Origin of the sequence: Thermococcus radiotolerans (genome assembly GCF_002214565.1) — an archaeon.
GTDB classification, from domain to species: domain Archaea; phylum Methanobacteriota_B; class Thermococci; order Thermococcales; family Thermococcaceae; genus Thermococcus; species Thermococcus radiotolerans.
Map to the genome: position 1 here is coordinate 1,714,660 of NZ_CP015106.1, position 18,946 is coordinate 1,733,605.

An 18,946-nucleotide genomic window follows, 5' to 3' on the forward strand; every position below is an offset into this window, starting at 1 on the left:
CACCTCATTCCTTCAGGCCTCCGATCGTGAGGCCGCTCCTTATGTAGTTCTGGGCGAGCATGAACATCACGAACACCGGCAGGGCGAATAGCAGCGCAGCCGCTGCGAAGTAGCTCCAGTCTATTCCCCTGCCTATGCCGCCCATGAGCAGGTATATCCACACGGAAAGCGGCTGGTTCTTCTCCGTCAGGAGGAGGCTTGCCAGGATGAACTCGGTCCAGCCGCCTATGAAGGCGAATATTGCAACGGTCGCTATTCCAGGCAGTGCCATCGGAAGGAGCACGTGCCGGATTATCTGGAGGTAGCTGGCGCCGTCGACCAGGGCTGCCTCGTCGAAGTCCGGGCTGATTGAGTCTATGTAGCCCTTCAGGAGCCAGGTGTTGAAGGGAACGCCACCCGCGGCGTAGATGAAGGACAGCACCGGCAGCTTGTCGTATAGACCGAGCTTGACGATCATACCGTAGAGAGCTATCAAGCCCGCTATGCCGAGACCCCCGGCGACCTGGGTGAACATCAGGTAGAAGTACAGCACGTGGTCCCTTCCGAAGAACTTCATGCGCGAGAAGGCATACGCTGCCGGGACGACGAAGATGAGGGTCAGCAGTACCGCCAGGCCGGCTATTATGAGGCTGTTCTTGAGGTAGCCGAAGAACAATGAATTGACGAACATCCCTATATGGGTGAAGGTTACCTTTCCGGAGTTCCTGACTACGATGTAGTCCCTCCCGGTCGGTCCCTTGAGGAGTATCCCCGAGAAGGACGTTCCGTCGAGCTCGCCGCTCGTAAGCTCAAGGTTTCTGACGAGTCCAAAGCCGATGCTCCCGTCGTCGTTGACCTTGGTGAGTACGAAAAGTCCCTTAACGTTCCCCTTCAGCTGTCCCTGCACGTTTTCGCCCGCGGAGACCTCGAAGACCGCACTGGACAGCGGTATCTCAAAGGTAAGCCCCGTGAAAGGTCCGTATTTGACCTTCCCTATGAGCTTGCCGTTGATAACGTAGAGCTTCCCGTCCTCTATGTGGGCCGCCCCTTCGATGGTTCCCGTGAAGTTCTCGCTTATCCTGCTGCCCTTGAAGCCGAAGAGCACATCCCTGTAGGAGTCGAGGCTAACGTTCTGGGGTATGAGCCGGAACTCCGTTGTGGCCAGGGTCGAGCCCGGCGTTATTGAGACCACGAATATGTAGTAGACCGGGAAGAGTATTATGAACATGACGAACACTGCCAGTGCCGTGAGCACGAGGCTCCTCAGAGCCTCACCCTTTCTCATGCCCCTCATCCTTTGGCACCCTCCTGGAGCTTGGTTATCCTAACGTTGACGTACATGTAGACCGCCAGAACGAGGGTCGCTATTATCATGACTGCCGCTGCCCTTCCGTAGTGGGGCGTTGCGCCGAAGGCCTTCCTGAAACCGTAGAGCAGTATGAACTTGTCCTCGAAGAGACCGGCGTTGTAGATATAGGGCACCATGAAGTACTGGAAGCTTGCCGCGCTGGTGAGTATCGTCGCGAAGGCTATCGGTTTTCCAACTATGGGCAGAACCACGTGCCTTATTCTCTGCCAGTAGCTGGCGCCGTCTATTATCGCCGCCTCGACAAGCGTATCTGGAACCGACTGGAGTGCGGCGGTTATGACGGTTATCATGAACGGGTACGCCAGCCATACCTCGATGATGTTCAGGGCCAGAAACGCCCAGAGCGGATCGTTAATCCAGTTTGGGAGCGTTTGAACCCCCAGGGATTTGAGCATCTGGTTTATGGGTCCAAAAATGGGGTCAAACATGAACTTCCACACGGTGACGGAGAAGAGCAGGGGCAATGCCCAGGGAATTATCAAAAGCGAGCGGTATATCATCTTGCCCTTCACGTACTTGTTGTTGTAGAGCAGACTGAGGAAGATTCCGGCGAGGACCTTGAGGGTGACGCTCGTCAGCACGAACAGCCACGTCCAGAGGAAGGCGCTCCTGAACTTCTCATCGCTCAGTATCCACCTGAAGTTGTCCAGCCCCACGAAGGTCAGCTTCGGAGCCTGCGGCGCCTGAATCGGGAAGTTTCCGAGCTGGGCGTTAGTGAAGGCGAGGTATATCGAGTAGATTATCGGCCACAGGTTGAAGAAGAGGAACGCTGCTATTCCTGGCAGGATTAGAAACAGGGCAATCGTTGTGGTCTTTTTCATCCTCATCCCTCCAAAAAGGTAGGAAAAGGGAAAGGACTTCAGCCTCCGATGTTGTTCAGAATCTCCTGCTGGTACTTCTCGAGTATGGCAGGTATGTCAGCGTTCTCTGGGTCCTGGAGTATCTCGTTGATGGCCCCGTCAACGCCGCCCCAGACGGCGCCCATCTTCGGGCTCTTCGGCATGAGGTAGGCGTGCTGGACGGCCTGTCCGAAGCCGTAGATGACCGGGTCGTTCTGGATGTCCGGGTCGTTGAGCACCGGCGTGAGAACCGGGATGTAGCCGAGCTGGAGCGAGAGCTCCTTGATGACCTCGGGGCTGGTGGTGAACCACTTGACGAACTTCCAGGCGGCCTCCTTGTTCTTGATTCCCGCGGCGAAGTAGATGTCCTTGACTCCACCGTAGGGCCTCGGCCAGTACTCCTTGCCGTCCTTGGTTATGGGCGGGAGCGGGACGACGCCGAAGTTGATTCCCGCGTCCTTGACGCTTCCAATGCTCCACGGGCCGTTGACCATCATTGGAGCGCGGCCCTCGAGGAATATGCTCTGCTGGGTGTTGTAGTCAGCGGTCGGGGCCATGTACGGCCAGATGTTCTGGAAGAAGAACTCAAAGCCCCCTATGGTCTCCGGCTGGTCGAGGCCGGGCTGCTCGGTCTTGTCGTCAAAGTAGTAACCTCCGAAGGCCTGGGCCCAAGCCGAGAGGAAGTAGGCGTTGAGCGGATACGCTATTCCGTACTTCTCGTTGTCGGGGTCGTTGTACTGCTCCATTATCGCCTTCATCTCGTCGAAGGTCTTGGGCGGCTCGCTCACCATGTCCTTGTTGTAGATGATCGCGACGGTCTCGGCCGCGAAGGGCATGGCGTAGAAGTGGCCCTTGTACTGCATGGCCTCCTGGGCCATCGGAGCGAACTCGTTGAGGATGTCATCGGTAACGTAATCGTCAACAGGCTCTAGAAGTCCCGCATCGGCGAACTTTCCAATCCAGTCGTGGGCCCATATGAAGAGGTCCGGTCCCTGGCCGGCAGGAATTGCGGCCTTAAGGGCATCCTCAAGGTTGGGCTTCTGCTCGAAGACTATCTCGACGTCCGGGCACATGGCCATGTACTCCTCGGCCAGGCTCTGGAAGACCTGAAGCTCGTTGGGCTGCATGGCGTGCCATATGACGACCGTTCCGCTGCCGCACTCTGTTTCGGGCGGCGTTGTCGTTGTAGTCGTTGGAGTGGTTGTTGTTTCGCTCGGCGTGGTCGTTGTCTCGCTTGGGCTTGAAGTGGTCGTTTCACTGGGGCTGCTGGTGGTCGTGCTGCTCGGGCTCTCTCCTCCAGGGGAGATACAGCCGCTGGCCACGACGCTCAAAACCAAAACTCCAACCAAAAGCAGGGCAAATAATCCCTTCTTCATATCCTTATCACCCGCCTAGATTTTGGGTGATATAGTATCATCGGCAGTGATATATATACCTTGCGCTTTCCTGTTCAACCTTGTTGGGCATGAGCACGATGGGGCCTCAATGAAAAGATAGGTTCATTTGGTCAGCACGATGAACGACCATGGCGCCAGTTCTATGCGTTTGCTTCCGTTCTTCGCTGGGGTGTACTTCTCGGGGATTTCGATCGCTGCCCTCTCCCCCGAGTAGTTTATTCCCACGAGAACGCTATCGTCGCCGTGAACCCTCTCGTAGAGAAGGAGTCCGTTTTTGAAAGATATGGGCCTGAACTCACCCCGCTGGAGGGCTCGGCTCTCCCGCCTGAGCCTGATTAGCTCCTTCGTGGCCTTCAGTAGGCTGAGATTCCACTCTCCCTCGTCCCACTTCATCGGTGTCCTTCCGGCGCTCAGGCCCTCGCCGCCGCCGTTTAGGCCAATCTCATCGCCGTAGAATATAGAGGGAATTCCCCTGTACGTCATCAGAAAGGCCAGCGCGCAGAGGTATTTCTTTTCATCGCCGACTAAATCGATGAAGCGCTCTGTGTCGTGGTTGTCGAGGAAGTTGTACATCGCGTACTCCGCGGGCCCCAGGTGAACGCTCAGCAGCTCCAGCCCGTTGAGAAACTCCTCCGTGGTTATTTCGCCCTCCACGAAGAAGCGCAGAATGAGCTCGTAGAGTGGGTAGTTCATGGTGCCGTGAAAGACGTCAAAGAGCCAGAGCCTCGCGTCGTCCATGACCTCCCCAACGAGGTATGCATTTCCCGGCATGGCTTTTCTTATCTCCCTCCAGAGCTCGGGAGGAACGCCGTGGGCGACATCAAGGCGCCAGCCGTCAGCGCCCCTCTCGAGCCAGTGTCGCATAACATCTTCTACTAACTGTCTAACCTCCGGGTTGTCGTGGTTCAGCCTCGGCATCAGCCAGACGGAGTAGAAGCTCTCGTAGTTCCATTTCAGCCCCTTGAGCTTCCTGTACCTCTCCGGCCAAGGCTCGCTCGATTTCAGAACCTCCAGGAATTCCTCAGAGACAACAGGGAAGCCGGTAACCCTGTAGAAGTCCCGGTACCGGCTCTTTTCTCCGTTCAGGATGACGTCTTGGAAGTAGGGATGGAAGAAGCTCGTGTGGTGGAAAACCCCGTCGAGAATCAGCCTGATGTCCCTCTTTTTGAGCTCCTCCACAAGCTTCCTGAAAACTCCCCATCCGCCGAGCTTTCTGTCGACCCTGAAGTAGTCCGTAACGTCGTAGCGATGGTACGTCATGGACTCGAATATCGGGGTGAGGTAGAGCGCGTTTACGCCGAGACCCTCGATGTGGTCGAGCCTCTTTATTATCCCGGCCAAGTCTCCGCCGTGGAATCCCTCGCCCCTGAATGCCCTCCCCCTGGGCGTCCCAGGCAGGCCTCTATCGAACCGGTCGGGCATTATCTGGTAGAAAACCCGACCAAAAACCCATTCCGGAGTCTCGGACTTGTAGGGTTCGGCATCAAACGGGCCGTATTCGATGGTTTTTCCTTCGCATTCTACGAGGAAGGAATACTCGATTGGTCCCTCACCGGGTAGAACTGCCTCGAAGTACTCGAAGAGGTCATCGTGCGCCTTGAGCCTCATCTCGATTTCCTTGTCTCCGGTTCTTAGAACAACCCTTGGAGCCTTTCCCCTCAGTGCGCGGAAAACCACGTGGGTTCTCCCGGCGAAGGAGTAAAGATAGGTGGCGCTCGGCCTGTGGAAGAATTTCCCCTTCCCGATTATTCTCGCCACGCTTACTTTCTTCTCGAACTTGTACGAGAGGCGTCGGTAGGTTGCCTTCTCCGGATTTTCCGGGTCGGGCAGGAACTCCCCGTCCACCGAAAAGCCGTAGTGCCAGATTCCCTCGGGGAGCTCCAGCTTTACGCTCCATCTTTCCCCTTTCTGCCTCATTCGAAAGCTTCCCTCGTTGAAGGCGTTGAAGCTTCCCAAGAGATAGGTGTAGCTTCCCTTCGCGGGTATTGAGAACTCCACCTCGGCGACCCTGCCGAAGCGGTCGTCCGGTTTGAACCCGAAAATTTTATACACCTTCCCCACCCAAGTATCACTACTGATGAATAAACTATTGCGAGTGAAACTTAAAAGTTTGGAGGTCTCGGTATGAAGGAAGAGGAAATCATTGAAAAGCTTCAGAAGCTTGGTCTCACCAAGTACGAGAGCCTGGCGTACATAACCCTTCTCAAGCTCGGCCCGAGCAAGGCCACGGACATAACGAAGGAGAGCGGCATTCCCCACACGAGGGTTTACGACGTCCTGAGCTCCCTCCACAGAAAGGGATTCGTTGACGTCATGCACGGCTCTCCGAGGCTCTACAAGCCGGTTAACCCCGGGGTGGTCCTTGAGAAGATAAAGGAGGACTTTATAGAGGACATCGAGAACCTCAAGGTGGCTTTTCTCGACCTCTACCGTGAGGTTCACGGGGAGGAGCTGCCCGAGATTTGGACTATTCAGGGGTTCGACAACACCGTTGAGAGGGCCGAGTACGTCATAAGAACCGCCAAGCACGAAGTTCTCATAAACACGCCCTTCGAGTTCCTCAAGCTCCTCAAGGGCGAGATACGCGCAAGGAAGGACATAGTGTTCGTAATCATAAGCAACTTCGAGGAGATACCCGACTGGCTGAAGAGGGACAACATAATACTCGCCAGAACCGGCGGCGCCCCCTGGCTCATGGCCAGCTGGATAATCGGCGACCTAAACTACGCCCTCTTCTTCGGCGCCCTTCCGAGGGACAAGAGGCGCGAGAAGTTCTACTCCTTCTGGGCGAAGAGTCCCAAGATAATCCAGAACTACATGCACTGGTTCTACACCATTTACTTCGACAACAGTGAGATGGTTAAGCCAATCAACTACGAATCCCTGCCTAAGCCGCTCTCGCTCGTGAACATAAGGACCCTGATAACCCTCCTGAAGTTCGTTGAGCTCCCCAAGAGGGCGGAGATAGTCGGAAGGCTCGTGGACACCAAGGAGCCGGTAACCCTGGACGGGGAGATAATCGCCTACGAGTACACGCCGCTGATGGCCAACGTGACGGCCAGAGCCGACGGCAGAGAGTGGAAGGTCGGTGGCATAGGCAGCTACTTCGAGGACATCGAGGGGGAGAAGTTCATCCTCCTCGAGTGAAGTTCTCCTTTTCAATTCATTGATTCACGGGAGTTGGTGATGCCAATGCGGATTCTTATCCTTGGGTTTGAGTATTTGCCCGTTAAGGTTGGCGGCCTCGCCGAGGCTGTGACGAGCATAGCCGAGGGACTCGTTGAACTGGGAAACGAGGTCGTCGTTTTCACCCCCGACCACGGTAGAAACCTCGGTGAAGTCGCCGGCTCCTTCAGGGTCTTGGCCTTTGGGGAGCCTGTCACTGTAACCGTCAGGAAGAGGGAGCAGAACGGGGTGGTTGTCTACTCCCTCGGCGGGGGGCTTCTTAGTGAGGCCGATGTTTACGGCCCGAGCTGGGACGATCTGCTCAGGAAAACCGTTCTCTTTGGAAAGGCGAGCGTCGGACTGATGAACGAGCTTATCGAAACCTTCAAGCCGGATGTAATCCACTCCCACGACTGGCACACCGTCTTCGCCTTCGGCCTCTTGAAGAAGTACTTCGGTATAAGGGGCGTTTTCACGGTTCACAGGCTCAACAAGGCCAGGATTCCGGGCCACTACTTCCACGACGCGAATCTCGGCGAGCTTGCACCGTATCCGGACATAGACCCCGAGCACACCGCCGGGTACATAGCGGACGTCGTAACGACCGTCAGCAGGAGCTATCTGTGGGAGGAGTGGGATTTCTTCAGGCACTTCGAGGGCAAGGTTACGCACGTCTTCAACGGCATAGACTGCTCCTTCTGGAACGAGGAGCTCATGGAGACGAAGGACCTCCCCAGAGAGGAGAGACGGAGGCGCGTCTTGGAGCGCTTCGGTCTGAGCGATGGGAAGGCTTTCATGTTCATAGGGCGCTTTGACAAGGCCCAGAAGGGGGTTGACACCCTTCTAAGGGCGATAGAGGTTCTCTCGGCGGATCCGGCCTTTAGGGAGATGAGGTTCATCATAATCGGCAAGGGCCATCCCGAGCTTGAGGCGTGGGCGAAGGCCGTGCAGAACCGCTTCCCCGAGAACGTCAGGGTAATTACCGAGCTCCTCAGCAGGGAGACCGTTCGCGAACTGTACGGCTCGGTGGACTTCGTGATAATCCCGTCGTACTTCGAGCCCTTCGGTCTGGTGCAGCTTGAGGCCATGTGTCTCGGCGCGGTTCCCATAGGCAGCGCCGTAGGTGGGATAAATGACACGATAATAGACCTCAACTCCGATCCGGAGAACGCCACGGGACTGCTCGTTCCCCCGAGGGACGCCTTTGCCCTCGCCAGGGCGATGGTTCTCGCCAAGGAGCTGGACGATGCGACCTTGAGAAAGCTCAGGGAGAACGGGAAAAAGAGGGCAAGGAAGGACTTCACGTGGGAGAATGCCTGCAGGAGATACATGAAGGTTTACGAGGGGGCCGTTGACAAGGCCGTTCCTTTCCTCCGCTAACGCCAGCCGTACTCGGCTAAAAATTTCTTTTTCAGCCTTTTTATCGTTCCGGAAACACCGAGGGTTCTGAAGATGGCCCTTGAGCCGTTTATGTGGGTGACCAGCGTCAGGGCGAAGCGCAGCTCCTCCACGTGCTTCCTGTCGACTCTTACAATTCCTGTCTGGCTCTTCTCGTCGAACTTGATGAACCAGGGTTTTGCCCTCGCCGAGCCGAGGGTTCCCAGCGTTGAGAGGCTCGCGTCCCATATGGCCCTCTTTATCTCATCCTTCTTAAACGGCCTCTCCCCGATGACCTGAAAGGCTATGTAGCGGTGCTTGTCCCTCAGGGTGGGCGGCAGGTACTTCGGCTTTTCCCTCATAGGCATCTGGACAACTTTGCCCGCCAACCTTTTTAAGCTCTCCCCCGCGTTTAGGGTTAGCGAGGTGAGTCGATGGTCTGGGAGACGCCTTACTTTTCGTACGCTGTGAGAGAGCTCCCCAGGGGCTGCCAGCTCTGCGTTAGGGGTGAGAAGCTCGTCCTCTTCACGACGGGGGTCTGCCCGAGGGACTGCTTCTACTGCCCGCTGAGCGAGATGAGAAGGGGAGACGTTGTCTACGCCAACGAGAGACCCGTCAAAAGCCTGGACGACGTGATCGAAGAGGCCCTTCTGATGGAGGCCAAGGGGGCAGGCGTTACGGGCGGAGACCCGCTGGCGAGGCTTGACAGGACGGCTGAGTATATACGGGTTCTCAAGGAGGCCTTCGGCGAGGACTTCCATGTTCACCTCTACACCACCGGAGCTTTGGCCACGAAGAAAAACCTCGAAAAGCTCTACGATGCCGGCCTGGATGAGATACGCTTTCATCCTGATCTCTTCAACCCGAACTCGAAGCTCTTCAAAGTCGAGATTGAGAATATGAAAAACGCCTTCGACTTCGAGTGGGACGTCGGCGGCGAGATTCCATCGATTCCGGGGCAGTTCGAGAGGATGAGGTGGTATGCCGAGTTTCTCGATAATCTCGGAGCGAAGTTCCTCAACGTGAACGAGCTTGAGTTCAGCGAGACGAACCTGAGGGCTATTCTCGACAGGGGCTACAGGCCGATAAGCGACGAGAGCGCCGCCATAAAGGGTTCCCTTGAGCTGGGCCTGAAGCTCCTTGAATGGGGCGAGGAGAACACCTCGCTGAGCTACCACCTGTGCACGGCCAAGCTGAAGGACGCCGTCCAGCTCAAGAACAGGCTGAGGAGGATGGCCAAGAACGTGGCCAGACCCTATATGGAGATAACCGAGGACGGGACGCTCCGGTTTGGCATAGCTGAATACGACGACCTCGACGAGCTCTACGCGCTCCTCGTGGAGGAGGCGGAGGTTCCGCCGGAGTGGCTGTATATCAACAGGGCGAAGGGCAGGATAGAGATGCCGGAGGAGGTCGCTGTCGAGCTGGCTGAGGCAATAGAGGGCGATGTGAGGTTCTTCATCGTCGAGGAGTACCCGACCTTTGAGGGGATTGAGGTCGAGAGGATCCCGCTGCCTTGAATTTCTCTTGGTTTGTTCTTTTGAGTTGTTACTTATGGGGGCGTAAGTAACTTACGGGGGCATAAGTTCAGGCACCAAGTGCGATCCTGAGGTCTACTGAGGTAATACAGAAGAAGGAAATGAGAGGGCCTCAGCCCTCGACCTTCTCAATCCCTATCTTTGCCTGAACCTCGGGCCACTCGACGATGTAGCCCTTAGCCTGGCCGAAGATTACTTCCACAGCTCTCGTCTCCCTCATTATGTAGTTGAGGTTCTCCTCGAGCAGTTCGCGGTTCTCGTCGGTGGTCTCTATGGTGACGACTATCCTGTCGTTGACGTCGAGGTCGAGCCTCTTCCTCATCTCCTGTATCCTTCTGACGAACTCCCTGGCGAGTCCCTCGGCGAGGAGCTCCCTCGTGAGGGTCTTGTCCACGAAGACCCTTCCGCCCTCGAACTCTTCGCTCACGAAGAAGTCCGGCAGCTTCTCCTCTATGCTCAGGTGCTCCCTCGTGAGGTGGAAGGTCTTGCCCTCGATTTCCACGTCCATCTCGCCGGCCTCGTAGAGTTCCCTGCCGTGCTCGGCTATCCACTGGGACACGAGCCTGGCGTCGCCCTTGAACTCTGGGCCAACTTTCGCGAAGTTGGGCTTGATGAGGAGCTCGCGCTCGACTTTGCCGACGATTACTTCCTTGGCGTTGAGCTGGTCGCGCAGGATTCTGTTGAGCCTCTCGACGGCTTTTGCAACGGTCTCGTCCTCGGTCTCGACGATTATCCTCCTGACGGGGTAGCGGAGCTTTATCCTGGCCCTCTGCCTTGCTGAAGAGCCGGCCTCGACTATCCTCCTGACGTACTCCATCTCCCTCTCAAGCTCCTCGTCCCTTGCCTCTTCCTCGACCTCCGGCCAGTCGAGCATGTGGACGCTCTCCACGCCGAGGAACGGCCTGAGCATGTTCTGGTATATCTCCTCCGCTATGTACGGGGTAAACGGTGCCATGAGCCTCAGCAGGACGTCGAAGACCTTCCAGACGGTGTAATAAGCTGCCAACTTGTCCGGGTCGTCTCCTTCAACCCACATGCGCTTCCTGATGAGCCTCACGTACCACCTGCTTAGATCCTCAACGACGAAGTGGTATATCGCTCTCGTCGCCTTTGTGAGCCTGAAGGTCTCTATGCCCTCGGTGACGTCTCCCACGAGGCTGTTGACCCTGCTGAGTATCCACCTGTCCTCCTCGCGGAACGGCAGTTCCTCGGGCTTGAGCTTCGTCGGGTCAAAGTTGTCGAGGCTCATGTAGGTGGCGCTGAGAACGTAGACGTTCCAGAGTATGTTGAGCATCCTCTTGACTTGCTCAAGGCCCTTCCAGCTGAAGCGCAGGTTCTCCCACGGGTTGGTGGCCCAGAGCATGTAGAACCTGAAGGGGTCTCTTCCCTCCTTCTGGACGACCTCCTCAGGCCTTATGATGTTGCCGAGGCTCTTGCTCATCTTGTCGCCCTTTTCGTCGAGGACGTAGCCGTGCATAGCCACGTGCCTGTAGGGGACGGTGTCGAAGGCTATAACCGAGGCAGCCTGCTGGGAGTAGAACCACTTGGTGACTTGGTCCTCACCCTCAACTATGAAGTCCGCCGGCCAGAGCTTCCTGAAGTTCTCTTCCGTTCTCGGGTAGTCGAGGGAAGCCCAGCTCGCTATTCCGCTGTCGAACCAGACGTCAACGACGTCCTTTACACGGCGCATCTCCTTGTCGTTGACCTTTATGACAAAGGCATCGACGTAGGGCCTGTGGAGGTCCTCCGGGCCGAGCTTCTCCTCTATGACCTTGAGCTTCTCCTCGTAGTCCTCAGGGAGGTCTATCCTCTCGCCGTTAACCTCTATCGCAACGCTGAGCTCTACCAGCTCCTTGAAGCTTCCAACGACGTGTATCTCGCCGTCCTCGCTCTCCCATATCGGGAGAGGTATTCCCCAGTAGCGCTGCCTGCTTATGACCCAGTCGCCGGAATTCATGACGCCGTTGTCGTAGCGCACCTTGACCCAGTCTGGGTACCAGGTCACCTTCTCGTCGTTCTCCTTGATTATGAGGTCCTTCACCTTGCTGACCTTGAGGAACCACTGGTCTGTTGCACGGAATATGAGCGGGGTCTTACAGCGCCAGCAGTGTGGGTACTTGTGCTCTATCGTTCCGGCCTTCACGAGGTAGCCCTTCTCGCGAAGGTGCTCTATTATCTCCGGATCGGCGTCCTTGACGTAGGTTCCCTTCCAGTAGCCCTCGGTGTAGCGTCCCTCGTCGTCGACCGGGCTGTAGACCGGCAGGCCGTACTGTCTTCCTATCTCGAAGTCCTCCTCACCGTGACCTGGGGCGGTGTGGACAAGGCCGGTACCTTCTCCCAACGTCACGTGCTCGCCGAGGATTACGCGGTGTGCCCACTCGTACTTCTCGCGGAACTCCTTCTGGGTTGGATACTCGTCCATGAGGACGTGGACGTAGCGGAGCCCCTCAAGCTCCTCTCCCTTGAACTCCTCAACTATCTCGCCCTTAACTCCAGCTTCGCTCAAAACCCTTTCAACGAGGGCCTTCGCTATTATCCAGTACTCCTCTCCGTTCTCGGTCTCGACCCTAACCTTGGCGTAGTCGTAGTCTGCGTGAACGGTGACGGCAAGGTTGGCCGGGAGAGTCCACGGTGTCGTCGTCCAGATGAGAAGGTACTCGTTCTCCTTCCCCTCGACCGGGAACTTGACGTATATGCTCGGGTCCTCCCTTATCTTGTACTCGCCGCGGACCTCGTGTTCAGCCAAAGCCGTCTCACAGCGCGGGCACCAGTGGAGGACGCGCTTGTCCTTCTCCAGAAGTCCCTTCTCGTGGGCCCTCTTGAGCGTGAACCAGCCTGATTCGATGTACTCGTTCTTTATGGTCATGTAGGGGTTGTCCCAGTCCATCCAGACGCCGAGCATCTTGAACTGCTCCGTCATGACCTTGAGGTTGTTGAGAGCGAACTCCTTGCACTTCCTTATGAACTCGTCAACGCCTATCTCGGTCTCTATGTCCTTCTTTATCTTGAGCCCGAGCGCCTGCTCGACTTTGACCTCTATCGGGAGGCCGTGCATGTCGAAGCCCGGCTGTCTGCGGACGTTGTAGCCCTGCATGGTTCTGAACCTTATCACCATGTCCTTGATTATCTTGTTCCAGGCCGTTCCGAGGTGTATTGCACCGCTGACGTACGGGGGCCCGTCGAGGAAGTAGTACTTCGGTCCCTTTGCCCTGTTTTCCTTCACCTTCTCATAGGTGTTGTTCTCCTCCCAAAAGCGCTCGACCTTTTCCTCAAGCTTCCCTGGGTTATACTCCCTAAACTCCGGTTCCTTTATCATGTCAAAACCCTCCAGAAATGATCTTTAGGATGGACTACCCTAGAACAGGGGGACTCAAGCCGCGAAACGGGCGAAGCGAAGGATAAAACACTCCCCCCTCATGGGCATCGGGGCAAAATTGGGAACTTCCCTTATAAGGTTTTTGGGTGGGGTGTGCCCTCCCCGACCGACCCCAGGTCACTTCTCCCCGGGGCGTGAGGGGGAGGGCCCGGCTGAATTTAAGGTGAGGGTGATTTAAACCTGGCGCTCCTCCTCGGGCTCGCCTTTACGCCTGCTCTCGTTCTTTATGACCTGAATCACGTAGTCTATGAACTTCCTGACCTCCTCGAGGTCCTCCTCCGGAATATCCTGGATTTTCTTGTTCTTCGTCTTGTACGTCAGCAGCTTGAGGAGGGCCAGCCTTCCCAGCGCGGTCTTTGTTCCTATCTCTCCCTCCTTCCAGTCGTGCCAGATGGCGTTGGCTATGCCGTAGAACTCCGGGATGCTGTCGAGCCCGGGGTCACCGACGTCTATGACCTCCTTTCCGAGGTACTTGTAGCGCTTCTCCTTGTCCTCCTTCGAAAACTCCTTAGTCCTCTCCTTGATGTACGCGTGCACCATGGCCATCACCTCCGGGAGATAATTTTCCCCAAGAATTTATTAACTTTTTGTTTCTAAATCTTTCCCAAAGGCTTATATTCACGCTTAAATTGAAATATTATAAAGGGCCGTGGCGGGAACTGGCATGGGCATTGAGAATCTGATAGCCAAACTGCTTGCCTCCGGTGCTGACCTGAGCACGAGGAGTGCCGTCAGGGCGGTTCTGTCTCTCATGGGCGAGGATGAGGAGCTGGCCGACCAGATATACATCGAACTCAAAAACAGGGCCTACGCCGAGGATTTTGCAAAAGTTCCCCCTGAGAAGAGGGCTGTCTTCATTCCCCAGTGCCTCAGAAACTTCCGGGAGTGCCAAGCCGAGCTTGGGGAGTACGGCTTTGAGTGCGTGAAGTGCGGGTGCTGTCCGGTTGGTTCAATAATCGAGCTCGGTGAGAGGCTTGGTTACAAGCAGTTCTACATAGCCCCCGGAGGGAGCCTCGTCAAGAAGATTCTCAAGTCAAAGGTTCCGAAGGGAGAGATCAAGGCGGCGGTTGGAATCGCCTGCTGGCCGGAGCTTGCTGAGGCTGCCGAGAAGCTCTCCCATCTCAGAATCCCCCTCCAGGCAGTGCCTCTCCTTCGTGCCGGTTGCATCAGCACTCTCGTGGACGTCAAGCGCGTGGAGCAGACCCTCAGTCTTGGCATAGGGTCTGGGGTGCGGGGGAGTAAGGTGCCCTCCATCGAGTCCAACCCTACCCCTGGTTTCTAATCTCGTTCCAGATTCCCGCCATTATCAGCGCCGCACCCAGGTAGCCTTTGGCGCTTAGGATTTCCCCTATCGTTATGAACGCCGCTATGTGGCCGAATATTGGTTCCGCGGAGTAAATCAGCGCCGCCTTGTGCGCCCTCGTGTTCCTCTGGTGCTTCACCTGGAGTGTGAACGCTATCACCGTGGCGAAGATGGAGGTGTAGAGCACCCCTGCCCACGGCAGCGGGTCCGTGGGGAAGGTGAACGGCTCGGCTACGAGGGCGAAAACCAGCGAAAAGACGAAGTTCCATGTTATCTGCCAGAAGGCTAAGCTTAGGTAGTCCCTTTCCCCGAACTTCTGGACTAGGACTATCTGGAAGGCGAAGCTGAGGGCGCAGAGGACGGTGAGCATGTCACCGTAGTTGAAGTTCAGGCTCGCCCCCGAGATGAGGTAGAGGCCGGTTAGCGCTATTGCGAGTGAGGCGGCGTCCCTGAGCTTGAGCCTGTCCCTAAGCAGGAAGTAGGCTATGAAGGGCGTGAAGACGACGTAGAGGGACGTTATGAAGGCCGAGTTCGAGGCTGTGGTGTATTTGAGCCCGACTATCTGGAAGCCGTGACCGAAGAAGAGGGTAAGCCCGAGGATGAAGCCCTCCTTGAACGTTTCTCTCCTGAGGACCTTCGAGCGGAAGAGTATGAGCATCAGGAGGGACGCTATTCCGAAGCGATACGCTAGGAAGAGAATCGGGGGGAGGTAGTCGAGACTAACCTTCATAGCGGGGAACGTGAAGCCCCATATCGCAGTGATGCCGAGAAGCACTAGTTCGGAGCGGTTCATCGCATGGATTAAGGGAGAGGATTTAAAAGATTATTCACCTGGCCCGTTGACGCAGGACATGTTCATCGCCAGAAGGCTTTCCACGTACCCTGACTCGAGGTTTTCCTTTATTTTGTCGGCCAGTGCTTTGAACTCCTCGAGGGTGAGAGGTCTTTTGGTCTTCAGCCACTTGATCTTCCCGTCGTTCTTGTCAAGGATCACTATCTCCCCTTCCGTGATGAGGGGCACGTAGTTCATCTTTATCCCGTACAGCTCCTCGGCGAAAGCTAGCTTTGCCCTCATGAGCTCGAGGTAGTTGGCCAAGTCTTCGCCCAGAATCTTCCTGAATTCGCGCTCCATCTTCCCACCGTTGGAATCTTAATGCACAGGTTTATTAATCTATCGGACATATCTGGGTAAAAATGCCCTCCAATTTCTCCGAAACCCAAATAAGTGTCCGCGATGTATCACTCTCGGTGAGACAATGCGGATGAAGTACGCGCACCACTTCCACGCCTACCAGCCCGGTGATATCGTCTACGTTAAGGACGGCGACGGCTCAAAGCCGATAGAGTACGAGGAGAGGAAGAGCCCCGTCGCGATAAAGATCCGTGGAGAGGAGGTCAGGGGCGAGAACTGGACGAGGGCGATGCTCTATTCCTACGAGCACATAGCCGACACCCTCTCGCGCATGAAGGGGGTGAGCATGGACATAGAACCTTTCACGTTTCTGATGCTCCTCCGTTACCATAAGGGTGCATTTGAAGAGACCGTCGAGCTTCTCAGGAGGTTTGACGCCGTCCCCACAACGCCGTTCCACCCGATAGTTCCCCACCTCGACGAGTTCGAGCAGAGGATTCTGGCGAGGGTTTCCTTCGACTTCTACTCCCCGCTGATTGGGGACAAGCCCGTAATCGGCTACTGGCTTCCTGAGGCTGTGATAACGAGAAGAACCGCTCAAATAATTGAATCCTTAACGGACAAAAAGCTGGTATTTCTCCTCGATGAGAGACAGCTCCTTTACGACTTTCCCCAGGCGAAGCACTCCTGCAACCGCTATTCAAATTCCTTCGTCTTCGGAAGGGAGTGGGGCATAAGCGACGCCTTTGCCTTCAACACCCTCGACGTTCAGGGTTTGGTCTCGGCGACCCTATCCTACCGCGATGACCACAAGGAGAACCTCGGCGTTCCCTATCTAATCTTCACCGCCAGCGACCTTGAGAGCCTCCTCGGAAATCCGGCACAGCTCGACCGCTTCACCGCCTGGATGGAGGGGCTTGAGAGTAACGGCGTGGAGAGGATTTCCGCCATGGAGTTTGTGAGGAGGAAGCTCTCGGGCGAGTTCAAGCGCCTCGACGGCGAGTGCTCCTTCGAGATGGGGGTTAAGGACTACTCCTCCTGGAGCGACTACTTCGATTTAAGCCTCGACGGAAAGACGAGCGATTCCCGGTGGCTCGGCTACCGCAGGGCCGACGGGAAGGTTTTTGAGAGGAGAGTGAACGGCAGGAAAATCTCCCAGCTCTGGAAGGTGGCCTTCACCAGGCTCTTCGAGGAGCTCAACAGAACCATCCGCCTCGGCGTCCTGAAGGGCCTCGTGGAGCTTGGGGCCAATGCTAAGGAGTTCCTCGTCCGCTACGCGAGGGTTTTCTTCAGGGACTACTACGACTACTTCGGCATGGAAACGTCTCCCGATTACGTGCTTGAGCCTGCCAACGGCGAGGGGAAGGCCTTCAAGCTCGGCAGGATTTACTATCTTGCCCTCCTCGCCAACCACTCCTGCCCGCGCTTCTGGGAGAACTTAGATACACGCGTCGCCTTCGGCAACGTCTCGGTCATGGCGAAGGCCCTCATTGAGCTGATGGAGTACTTCGACGGCAGTGAACTTCAGAGCCTCTTCATCGAGGCCTATCTAAGGCTCCTCAACTTTGAGAACCTCTACCACCTCTGGAACCTCGGAGCAATGCCCTCCCTGCAGGGCTGGGAGACGGGCGAGAAAGCGTGGCTCGATGCGTTAAAGCCCGAGGTTCCCAACAGCGGCTACAACGTCGTGGCGAGGGCGGCCCTCTACGTTGGAGAGCGCGACCTGCGGGGTGAGCTGAGGAACCTGATAGGGCACTACAACCTCGACTGGGCCGTTGCGGATACCGGCCACATCCCGGGCGAGGTTCACGGTGACTGGGAGAATCGCAGGTGGTGTGAACACAGGGGATGATGTACTGTCCTTCCCGGGACGTTTGGTTATTTAATTTTGTTAGCCTAATCTTTAAAACTGGGCCAACCCCATACAGAAACGACCCAGAGATGGAGGGATGGGATTGGAGGAGAAGAAACGTCGTGAGGAGGAGTTGTCCATCCTTGGTCCCGTGTTGATGAAGCTCGGTGGGAAGGAGTACCTGAGGCTCAAGCGCATACTCGAGGACGCGGAGAAGAAAGGGGTGGGTAAGAAAACCCTCCTGCTAGCCCTTCAGATTCCACTTCTCTCTGCTCAGGAAGAGGTAGGCCTCGTCCTCCAGCTCCTTCGGGACGTAGTCTAGCATTATCTTGGCGTTCCTGATGTTTTCCCTAACGCTTTTCCCCATGGCAACCTGGTTCTTCTCCAGGAGTTCGAGGATAACCTCTGCTATGTCTTCCTTCACGGTCTTTTCCGCGAAGAGCCTCTTCCCGATGATCCACACCCTTTCGTTCTTCCTGTAGAAGTCCTGGCCCCTCTCGGTGAAGAACTCGGGTCCGGGCTTTATCCTCACCTTTTCCCTTTCCCTCCTGTCCACCTCGAGCATTATGAAGGCTTTGCTGCCCTCGTGCCCAACGTTCCAGCCGAGGACTTTGAAACCCTCCCTTGAGAGGGCCTTCTCAAAGCCCCGGGCGCTCCTCTCCAGCTGGGGGAGCAGAATGTCCTCCACAAGGTCAGGGGCCCCAAAGACCAGCGTCACGAGGTGGGTTCCCTTCCGCCTGAGTTCCGCGAGATAGCTTCCACTTTTCTTAGCTCTCCCAAAGAAGAACCCCTCGGATGGCTTCTCCAGGAACTGATGTGCCTTGAAGTAGAAAACCCCATAGCGCTCCCAGCTCAGGTTTGCCGCGACATTTCTCCTAGGGTCAACGGGGTCGATGACTATCAGAGGCCTATCCGCCTCGGCCTCGCGCCTAACGGTTCTCATGGCTACCTCGTGTTCATGCTTGAGCCAGTTTCCGGGGTCTATTATCTTCCGTCTCAGCATGAAATCGGCGTTTTTGAGGACTTCGAGGAATGAGCCGTACCTGATGACGAGGATCTCGGCAAGGTAGCCGGAGAAGCCGCGGATGTATATCTCGCTCCCGTAGGCGTTTATACCCTTCAAAAAGCGCTTGAGCAGTCTGACCTCGTTGTTCCTGCCCTCGAGGTTCTTAATGACCCAGCGGTTGTGGAGTATCGAGCGGTCCACGGCCGTCTTCACGTCCCTCCAGCTCTCCACGTCGTAGCATGGGACTATGTCGACCTTTACGCCCTTATATCTCGCCCTCACGTAGGGATGCTCGGCGTAGGCGATTTCGTAGGAGCCGAGCCTCTCGGCGATGGCCCTGCCGAGTTCCAGACCCTTCTCCCTGAGCTCTTCCAGTGGGGTATCGAGGGGAAAAGCTAGGAAGAGGTCAACGTCGTGGTCTCCGGCTAAATACGTATCCTTCGCGAGCGAGCCGACGAAGTATGGCTTAACGTCGAGGCCCAGGCTTTCGGTGGTCTCCTCAGCTATACCCCTCAGTTCTCCCATCAGGCCTTCCACGAAGGCCCTCTCCTCGTCCGTCGGGCGTATTCTCTGGAGAACTTTTTGAAGCACGGCCTCGACGTCCATTTTCACA

General features: G+C 56.3%; 16 protein-coding genes. 6 read left to right on the forward strand and 10 right to left on the reverse strand.

Going from position 1 to position 18,946, the window contains the following annotated elements; all coding sequences use genetic code 11:
• Positions 1-4 precede the first annotated feature (4 nt).
• From A3L10_RS09460 to A3L10_RS09475, 4 genes are all read right to left on the reverse strand, one after another.
• Complete coding sequence (locus A3L10_RS09460; RefSeq protein WP_088867378.1) at positions 5-1,273, reverse strand: ABC transporter permease subunit; 1,269 nt, start codon at positions 1,271-1,273, stop codon at positions 5-7.
• Entirely contained in the window at positions 1,270-2,169 is a 900-nt protein-coding gene (locus tag A3L10_RS09465; RefSeq protein ID WP_088867379.1) for a carbohydrate ABC transporter permease, read from the reverse strand. The genes A3L10_RS09460 and A3L10_RS09465 overlap by 4 nt, the downstream gene beginning before the upstream one ends.
• Before the next feature lie 38 nt (positions 2,170-2,207).
• Positions 2,208-3,563 carry an extracellular solute-binding protein gene (locus tag A3L10_RS09470; protein WP_088867380.1) on the reverse strand — a complete coding sequence of 452 codons (1,356 nt, stop codon included), beginning with the start codon at positions 3,561-3,563 and terminating at the stop codon, positions 2,208-2,210.
• A gap of 123 nt (positions 3,564-3,686) precedes the next feature.
• Complete coding sequence (locus A3L10_RS09475) at positions 3,687-5,636, reverse strand: alpha amylase N-terminal ig-like domain-containing protein (protein WP_088867381.1); 1,950 nt, start codon at positions 5,634-5,636, stop codon at positions 3,687-3,689.
• Positions 5,637-5,708: 72 nt separating this feature from the next.
• Between A3L10_RS09475 and trmBL1 the strand changes: the two genes are divergently transcribed.
• Both trmBL1 and A3L10_RS09485 read left to right on the forward strand, forming a co-directional pair.
• Entirely contained in the window at positions 5,709-6,731 is a 1,023-nt protein-coding gene (gene trmBL1, locus A3L10_RS09480) for an HTH-type sugar sensing transcriptional regulator TrmBL1 (RefSeq protein WP_088867382.1), read from the forward strand.
• 45 nt (positions 6,732-6,776) lie between these two features.
• Positions 6,777-8,129, forward strand: a complete 1,353-nt coding sequence (locus tag A3L10_RS09485) for a glycogen synthase (protein ID WP_088867383.1) — start codon at positions 6,777-6,779, stop codon at positions 8,127-8,129.
• Here the strand turns inward: A3L10_RS09485 and A3L10_RS09490 are convergent.
• The gene (locus tag A3L10_RS09490; protein WP_088867576.1) at positions 8,126-8,488 is read right to left on the reverse strand and encodes a ribonuclease P protein component 2; all 363 of its coding nucleotides are present in this window, start codon (positions 8,486-8,488) and stop codon (positions 8,126-8,128) included. The genes A3L10_RS09485 and A3L10_RS09490 overlap by 4 nt on opposite strands.
• A 72-nt stretch (positions 8,489-8,560) precedes the next feature.
• Here A3L10_RS09490 and A3L10_RS09495 point away from each other — a divergent pair, with 72 nt between their 5' ends.
• Complete coding sequence (locus A3L10_RS09495; RefSeq protein ID WP_088867384.1) at positions 8,561-9,646, forward strand: radical SAM protein; 1,086 nt, start codon at positions 8,561-8,563, stop codon at positions 9,644-9,646.
• Between the two features lie 130 nt (positions 9,647-9,776).
• Here A3L10_RS09495 and ileS read toward each other — a convergent pair whose 3' ends face one another.
• The gene (gene ileS, locus A3L10_RS09500; protein WP_088867385.1) at positions 9,777-12,980 is read right to left on the reverse strand and encodes an isoleucine--tRNA ligase; all 3,204 of its coding nucleotides are present in this window, start codon (positions 12,978-12,980) and stop codon (positions 9,777-9,779) included.
• A gap of 234 nt (positions 12,981-13,214) precedes the next feature.
• Positions 13,215-13,580, reverse strand: coding sequence for a hypothetical protein (locus A3L10_RS09505; protein ID WP_088867386.1), 366 nt, complete (start codon positions 13,578-13,580; stop codon positions 13,215-13,217).
• Positions 13,581-13,704: 124 nt separating this feature from the next.
• Here A3L10_RS09505 and A3L10_RS09510 point away from each other — a divergent pair, with 124 nt between their 5' ends.
• Positions 13,705-14,322, forward strand: coding sequence for a DUF116 domain-containing protein (locus A3L10_RS09510; protein WP_088867387.1), 618 nt, complete (start codon positions 13,705-13,707; stop codon positions 14,320-14,322).
• Here the strand turns inward: A3L10_RS09510 and A3L10_RS09515 are convergent.
• The gene (locus A3L10_RS09515; RefSeq protein WP_088181581.1) at positions 14,306-15,136 is read right to left on the reverse strand and encodes a DMT family transporter; all 831 of its coding nucleotides are present in this window, start codon (positions 15,134-15,136) and stop codon (positions 14,306-14,308) included. The genes A3L10_RS09510 and A3L10_RS09515 overlap by 17 nt on opposite strands.
• Positions 15,137-15,166: 30 nt before the next feature.
• A complete protein-coding gene (locus tag A3L10_RS09520; RefSeq protein WP_088867388.1) occupies positions 15,167-15,475 on the reverse strand; it encodes a hypothetical protein in 309 nt (102 codons plus the stop codon).
• A 124-nt stretch (positions 15,476-15,599) separates the two neighbouring features.
• On the opposite strand from A3L10_RS09520, the gene A3L10_RS09525 reads away from it, so the two are divergent.
• Together A3L10_RS09525 and A3L10_RS10305 are read left to right on the forward strand one after the other, a co-directional pair.
• Entirely contained in the window at positions 15,600-17,327 is a 1,728-nt protein-coding gene (locus tag A3L10_RS09525; protein ID WP_088867389.1) for a glycoside hydrolase, read from the forward strand.
• 97 nt (positions 17,328-17,424) lie between these two features.
• Positions 17,425-17,649 (forward strand): hypothetical protein, encoded by a 225-nt coding sequence (locus A3L10_RS10305; RefSeq protein ID WP_157726931.1) that lies wholly within the window; start codon positions 17,425-17,427, stop codon positions 17,647-17,649.
• On the opposite strand, the gene cca is transcribed toward A3L10_RS10305, so the two are convergent.
• Positions 17,572-18,939 carry a CCA tRNA nucleotidyltransferase gene (gene cca, locus A3L10_RS09530; RefSeq protein WP_088867390.1) on the reverse strand — a complete coding sequence of 456 codons (1,368 nt, stop codon included), beginning with the start codon at positions 18,937-18,939 and terminating at the stop codon, positions 17,572-17,574. The two genes, A3L10_RS10305 and cca, sit on opposite strands and share 78 nt — an antisense overlap.
• Positions 18,940-18,946 lie beyond the last annotated feature (7 nt).